The following is a 5,134-nucleotide window of genomic DNA, read 5'->3' as shown; positions in this document are numbered from 1 at the left end:
CAATACTCCGGACAGTTTTTGGCTGAAGTAGTAGACAGAAAAGCTATCGAACCGATAGAGTGCCTCTTAGAACAAACAAGCACGAGTTCGATAGCTGTATGGAAATTATACAAAGCTTACTGAAAAAGGTGGGCATTTTCACAAACCGCAAATCAAAGTTTTGACGACGCTGTTTGCCACGATGCTAATAGTGTGTGGCAAGGTAAATTTCACAAATCTCAGTCGTTATAGCCAATTGAGCGAGAAAACGTATCGACGGCAATTTAACAAACCGTTTGATTTTGGCAAGTTTAATCGTGAAGTAATTCAGGCAGCAATTCCCCAAAGTCACCGAATGATTGCAGTGATGGATTGCTCATTTATTGCAAAAAGTGGCAAAAAGACCTTTGGACTCGATCAGTTTTACAATAGCACACAGGGTCGCGTGGAAAAGGGTTTAGAAGTGTCGCTAGTTGCTGTAGTAGATGTTGAAACTGAGACGGGCTACGCTATGTTGGCGGAACAAACCTTTGCACAACAGGAGTTTCCAGCACTGACTCGGATGGACTACTATCTACTACATCTAGAAACCATACGTCCGCAACTCCCCTCGTCGGTGCGCTATTTAGCAGTTGATGGCTACTATGCCAAGGAACCGTTTGTGACAGGAGCCTGTACTCTCAACCTGCATGTGATTAGCAAACTGCGGTGCGATGCTAACTTGCGCTATGTCTACACAGGGAGACAAAAACTACGGGGAGCTAGACGCAAATATGCTGGCAAGGTGAAGCTGACAGATCCGACTCAATTATCATGGGTATGCCAAGTTCAACCAGGCATTGACCTGTATACTGCCGTGGTGTGGCATGTCTCGCTCAAACGCCAAATCCGCCTGACTTATCTGCTTGACCGTCGCCAACACCAGGCAACGAGTTACGCCGTGCTGTTCTCTACTGACATCGAGCAAACTGCCCAGGACATTTACCGACTGTATCGCTTGCGTTTCCAGATTGAATTCATTTTTAGAGACGCAAAACAATTCACAGGTTTGAGCGATTGCCAAGCTCGTGATGCTAAAGCATTGGACTTCCATTTTAACGCCAGTCTCACCGCCCTCAATCTGGCTAAACTCGACGCGCATCGCCAGCATTCTGGTCAGCAACCGTTTGTCTTTTCAATGGCAAGTATTAAACGTCGCGCTCTCAACGAGCATCTGCTTGACATTTTTATTTCAAGGTTAGACTTGGAGCCGACTTTGATTAAATCTCATCCCAACTACCAAAGCTTACGATCCTACGGCACTATCGCCGCCTAATCCTGTCCGAAGTATTGCTAATACACATATGAAATACATCTTGGTGATCGAAGGTCAAGAAACTCCTCTAGATGAAACCATTGCAGCAAACGATGATGTTCTCCGCACCACTATTGCCGCATATATGCCCCAGCTAGCAAATGCTGAAATTCAACGCCAAACTCAGGGCGATACGGTACGCATTCAAATGCTCAAACGTGCGGGGACTAAAGGTTCTGTTGCAGCAGTTTACCAGGATCTCCACGCTACGCCACCGCAGCTCAATCCAGCTTTATCGCTAGTTTGGCAGATCGAACAATTAAAGCTGCAAAAAGATTTAGATATAACTGCTTTGATTGCCTTACAGCCGCAGATTGAAGCAGCATACATTAACGGTCAAAAGTGGGAAGTGGCGATCGCTAGCGCGAATCTAAACCTGTGCCGCGCCCCTGCTGCCCCTGCTCGAATTATGCCGAGACTCATTTAACATCTAAGTTAAACGTGCAGCCATTGTTTGGCTGCATCACATTCATCATGTATGTACGTAGTATCAGCATCGCTATCATCTTTTAGCCAGCAAATTCTGCAATATCGCACCCCTGTAACCGTTACCGATGCTCTCGAATATCTGCAAGATTTAGCTTGCAAAACTCAACTTCTCGCTCTATACCAAAAGGTTTTTCCTCAAGAGTGGGAAGCATCTGAAATTCCACTAGATCGACGCACGTTTGATAGCATTTACTGCGACAAAGAAATCGAATTTTTGCAGTTAGTCAACGAACAGCTTTTTGCCATAGAATTATGGGAGGAATTTGAAACTACTACCTCAAGAGAGTACGAAATACCAATATTACCTAAAACCAACGATTGGTGGTATGAAGATCTAGAAGACCTAGAAGATTGCGACCAATTCTTACTCTCGCTGCTCGGATTTGGTTACGACTTGGAAGTTTGGGAACAGAAGTTTGGTTTTACTCCCGAACGGTTGCCCCGTGCCAACACAATCGATCTAGAGCGGTTCCAATACCTGTGTGCCGGACAAGCGCATCCTCTCTGCTATTTATCCGACGCGATCTCCCTGATTGACAAAAGCACTGGCTGTATCTGGTGCGATGTCAGCACGGAAGTTTGCGAAAGTTTGCCTTGGACTTACGAAAATATCATGTTTCTAGCCGAGCAATGGAAGATTGCCAACAGCTATTGGGACAAAGCCGCAGCACTAGGTGAATGGATTGAGAGCGATGTCGCCCACAGAAAAGCCGCCTTTGAACTTTGGAATTGCGCTACTGAATAAAATTATGATTCAAGCATCAGAAATCTCAATAGCTACTTCAGAAGTAGGAACCCACAATTCAACTAAGACAACGGGATCTACAACCCCAGCCGTGCTGCAACTACCGCAGCTATCAGCTATGGCGATCGCTCGTACTATCGCCCATACCGTTCCAGATGACGAAATTCTAGGACATTTGCTCATTCTACGCGGGCAGTACATCTTCGTTAGCAAAGCTCAAGATGGTGTTGAATATAAACCAGTTTCGCCTGAAGCTGTCGCTGTTGCATTCAGCACGCAAACTATCGATTCAGGATGGTTGTCTAATAATATTGTCAGATGGGGTAAAGGTAAAAACGGTGAATGGATTCTGCTTTATTTGCCCCCGCAGAAATACAACATCCTGCTCCAAAATGTAAATAACCATTCTTTGCAACTCGTCGTACCTTTGCCTGCTTTGCTATTTGTAGGAATTGGTAGAACATACTACATTTGGGCGATGAAAGGTAGCTCGTTTGACCCAGCAGGCAATTTGTACGCAGCTCCCCTACCTAATGTCATGGGAGAAGGAAGTATCTGCTTTGGCAACAATTTAGTACCTCAGTGCAATTCACAAAACATTGTTGAAATCTGGAATTTATTCTGGAGCAGCCCGTTCAACAGCGATGCTGTCAGCCACAAATCAAAACAATTTCCAGAAGACATCCGCAACCAACTCATGTTGCTACACGATAAAAAAGTCAAACGATATCCTGCAAGCGACCTCGTTCTCAATCCTAGCTGTCACAAAAAAACGCCAAACGATATTATCCGAAACCTTCTCTAAGCGGTTGGCATTCAACACAGCGATCGTTGCACTGAGTATTTTTTCCCTTCTACAGCTTGTAGGAGGGAATTATTTTTATTAAAGGGAATTTAGTTATGAAACGACACCAACAACAAAAAGCACAATTGGTTATGCTACCAATTCCAAAAGAACAACTTGCTAATTTTATTGGTAAGCAGATACATCTTGCTTGGGCAAAACAGGGTTGTACTTGGAGGCTGCTGCGGATTGAGGGCGATCGCATTTATTTAGAAACACCCAAGACAAAGAAATCGTTGGTAGCGAAGAAGAGCGATGCTATGTATACTCGTCGGTATGAGAGATAATTGTGGCTTATTCTATATAATGGGGCTGATAAGCATAACTCGCTTGCAATCGCTATATGTCAATCGCCATCACCGACGCTATTACAACTCTTGCCGAGGCAGAACGACGATTTAACTTGTCGCGAACTGAGGATGAAACGTTCTTTTTAGAATGGCAAACGGGTTTGACAGAACTTTCCATGCTTGAGCAAACAGCCATCGATCAATTGTGGCGGCGATATCTCTATCAGCGATCGCTTGGGCAATTATTAGAAGGAACGGTCACCTTACTATTGGCATCCCCACTGCTAACAATTGCAGGCTTATACGACCCACCGTTTCGAGTGCGGGCAGAAGCATCCGTGCAGTTGACGCTAGATGATGGGGAAGAAATACTGCAAGGGCGAATAGATGTGCTGGTGCTGCTGGATCGGCTTTGGGTGGTGGTGTTGGAGTCAAAGAAAACTGCATTGTCGGTTTGGGCTGCTCTGCCTCAAACTCTTGCTTATCTGATGGCAAACCCTCAACCCCAGCTTCCTAGCTTTGGCATGGTGACTAATGGCGATGACATTTTCTTTGTGAAGTTGATTCAACAATCGCAGCGACACTACGCTCTCTCGCGTGTGTTTGCACCACTGACTAGCAATCGAGAACTTGAAGGTGCTTTGCAAGTCTTAAAACGCATCAGTCAAGTAATGGGGAATCCATCGGAGTAGGCAATTGTCACTAAACGAGTGTTATAAAGCACTCGGAATTTACAGTAGTGACTAAAGGCTTGTCTGCTTACCGTTCCTATATCTTATTTATTCGAGCTGTAAGGCGATCCCACTCAGGAGTTATACAAGATTTGTCGTACGATATGGTGTACTTTGCTACCTTTTTTGCGTTTACCCCCGTTGTAACCCACTCTTGCACCACTTTCAGGAGTTAGTTGCAGAGTCCGACTATCTAAAATAACACTGGAGGGTTGCTCGGCTCGGGAGAGCTGCAACTGGGAGCAACATTCGTAAGTCATCAACAATCGCCTCAAATACCCTTACATTGAATCGCCACTGACCCTGACGAAGAATGTTGCCGATGGGCGGGCAATCAAGTATTCATTAATGTCTAACTTTGTTTCAATATAATCATCACTTGGAGAGGGGAATCAGGCTGCTACAGTAACTAGATAAAGATTTAGCTCGTACTGAGATAGATTCCGAGCCGGAGAATAAATCGCAGTAGCTGGTAGCTCTCCTGCAAATTTATTGTTACTAATACTACTTATCTTTAACACGAGCTGACTTAATTTAATTTGCTTTAACAAGATCGATTGCTAGTATAGCAATCCTAAATAGGATGTATGGTTATCCATACATGAATGCCTTTTCAAAAGTAAAGTATTGCTGATGGGTGACAAACTCAAACAGATACTTCACCACTGCAAAGGACTTGCACAGCATAAAGAACTTGCGAAT

At 44.5% G+C, this 5,134-nt stretch carries 6 protein-coding genes and 2 pseudogenes; 6 read left to right on the top strand and 2 right to left on the bottom strand.

The genetic code is table 11. From position 1 onward, the window contains the following. The first annotated feature begins 346 nt into the window (after positions 1-346). From ACRC32_RS04780 to ACRC32_RS04755, 6 genes are all read left to right on the top strand, one after another. Entirely contained in the window at positions 347-1,294 is a 948-nt protein-coding gene (locus tag ACRC32_RS04780) for a transposase (protein WP_438552912.1), read from the top strand. Between the two features lie 28 nt (positions 1,295-1,322). Then, positions 1,323-1,760 carry a hypothetical protein gene (locus ACRC32_RS04775; protein ID WP_438552911.1) on the top strand — a complete coding sequence of 146 codons (438 nt, stop codon included), beginning with the start codon at positions 1,323-1,325 and terminating at the stop codon, positions 1,758-1,760. 51 nt (positions 1,761-1,811) lie between these two features. Beyond that, positions 1,812-2,567: a hypothetical protein gene (locus ACRC32_RS04770; RefSeq protein WP_438552910.1), complete on the top strand. Its 756-nt coding sequence runs from the start codon at positions 1,812-1,814 to the stop codon at positions 2,565-2,567. 4 nt (positions 2,568-2,571) lie between these two features. Beyond that, entirely contained in the window at positions 2,572-3,372 is an 801-nt protein-coding gene (locus ACRC32_RS04765; RefSeq protein ID WP_438552909.1) for a hypothetical protein, read from the top strand. Between the two features lie 95 nt (positions 3,373-3,467). Further along, complete coding sequence (locus tag ACRC32_RS04760) at positions 3,468-3,698, top strand: hypothetical protein (protein ID WP_438552908.1); 231 nt, start codon at positions 3,468-3,470, stop codon at positions 3,696-3,698. 56 nt (positions 3,699-3,754) lie between these two features. Further along, on the top strand, positions 3,755-4,393 hold the full coding sequence (locus ACRC32_RS04755) for a type I restriction endonuclease (protein WP_438552907.1): 639 nt from the start codon (positions 3,755-3,757) through the stop codon (positions 4,391-4,393). A gap of 137 nt (positions 4,394-4,530) precedes the next feature. Here ACRC32_RS04755 and ACRC32_RS04750 read toward each other — a convergent pair. Next, positions 4,531-4,635, bottom strand: a pseudogene (locus ACRC32_RS04750) (IS5/IS1182 family transposase); the annotation flags it as partial. 81 nt (positions 4,636-4,716) lie between these two features. Beyond that, a pseudogene (locus ACRC32_RS04745) lies at positions 4,717-4,824 on the bottom strand (DNA polymerase V); the annotation flags it as partial. Positions 4,825-5,134: the final 310 nt, after the last annotated feature.

It is taken from the genome of Chroococcidiopsis sp. (assembly GCF_051657925.1).
Taxonomy (GTDB): Bacteria; Cyanobacteriota; Cyanobacteriia; order Cyanobacteriales; family Chroococcidiopsidaceae; genus Chroococcidiopsis.
Note: the sequence above shows the minus strand (reverse complement) of the source record. Positions and strands in the feature narration are given on the sequence as shown.

Coding starts and splice junctions, on each gene's coding strand:
- ACRC32_RS04780 (WP_438552912.1), top strand. CDS start 347: ATGGATTGCTCATTTATTGCAAAAAGTGGCAAAAAGACCTTTGGACTC.
- ACRC32_RS04770 (WP_438552910.1), top strand. CDS start 1,812: ATGTACGTAGTATCAGCATCGCTATCATCTTTTAGCCAGCAAATTCTG.
- ACRC32_RS04760 (WP_438552908.1), top strand. CDS start 3,468: ATGAAACGACACCAACAACAAAAAGCACAATTGGTTATGCTACCAATT.
- ACRC32_RS04755 (WP_438552907.1), top strand. CDS start 3,755: ATGTCAATCGCCATCACCGACGCTATTACAACTCTTGCCGAGGCAGAA.
- ACRC32_RS04775 (WP_438552911.1), top strand. CDS start 1,323: ATGAAATACATCTTGGTGATCGAAGGTCAAGAAACTCCTCTAGATGAA.
- ACRC32_RS04765 (WP_438552909.1), top strand. CDS start 2,572: ATGATTCAAGCATCAGAAATCTCAATAGCTACTTCAGAAGTAGGAACC.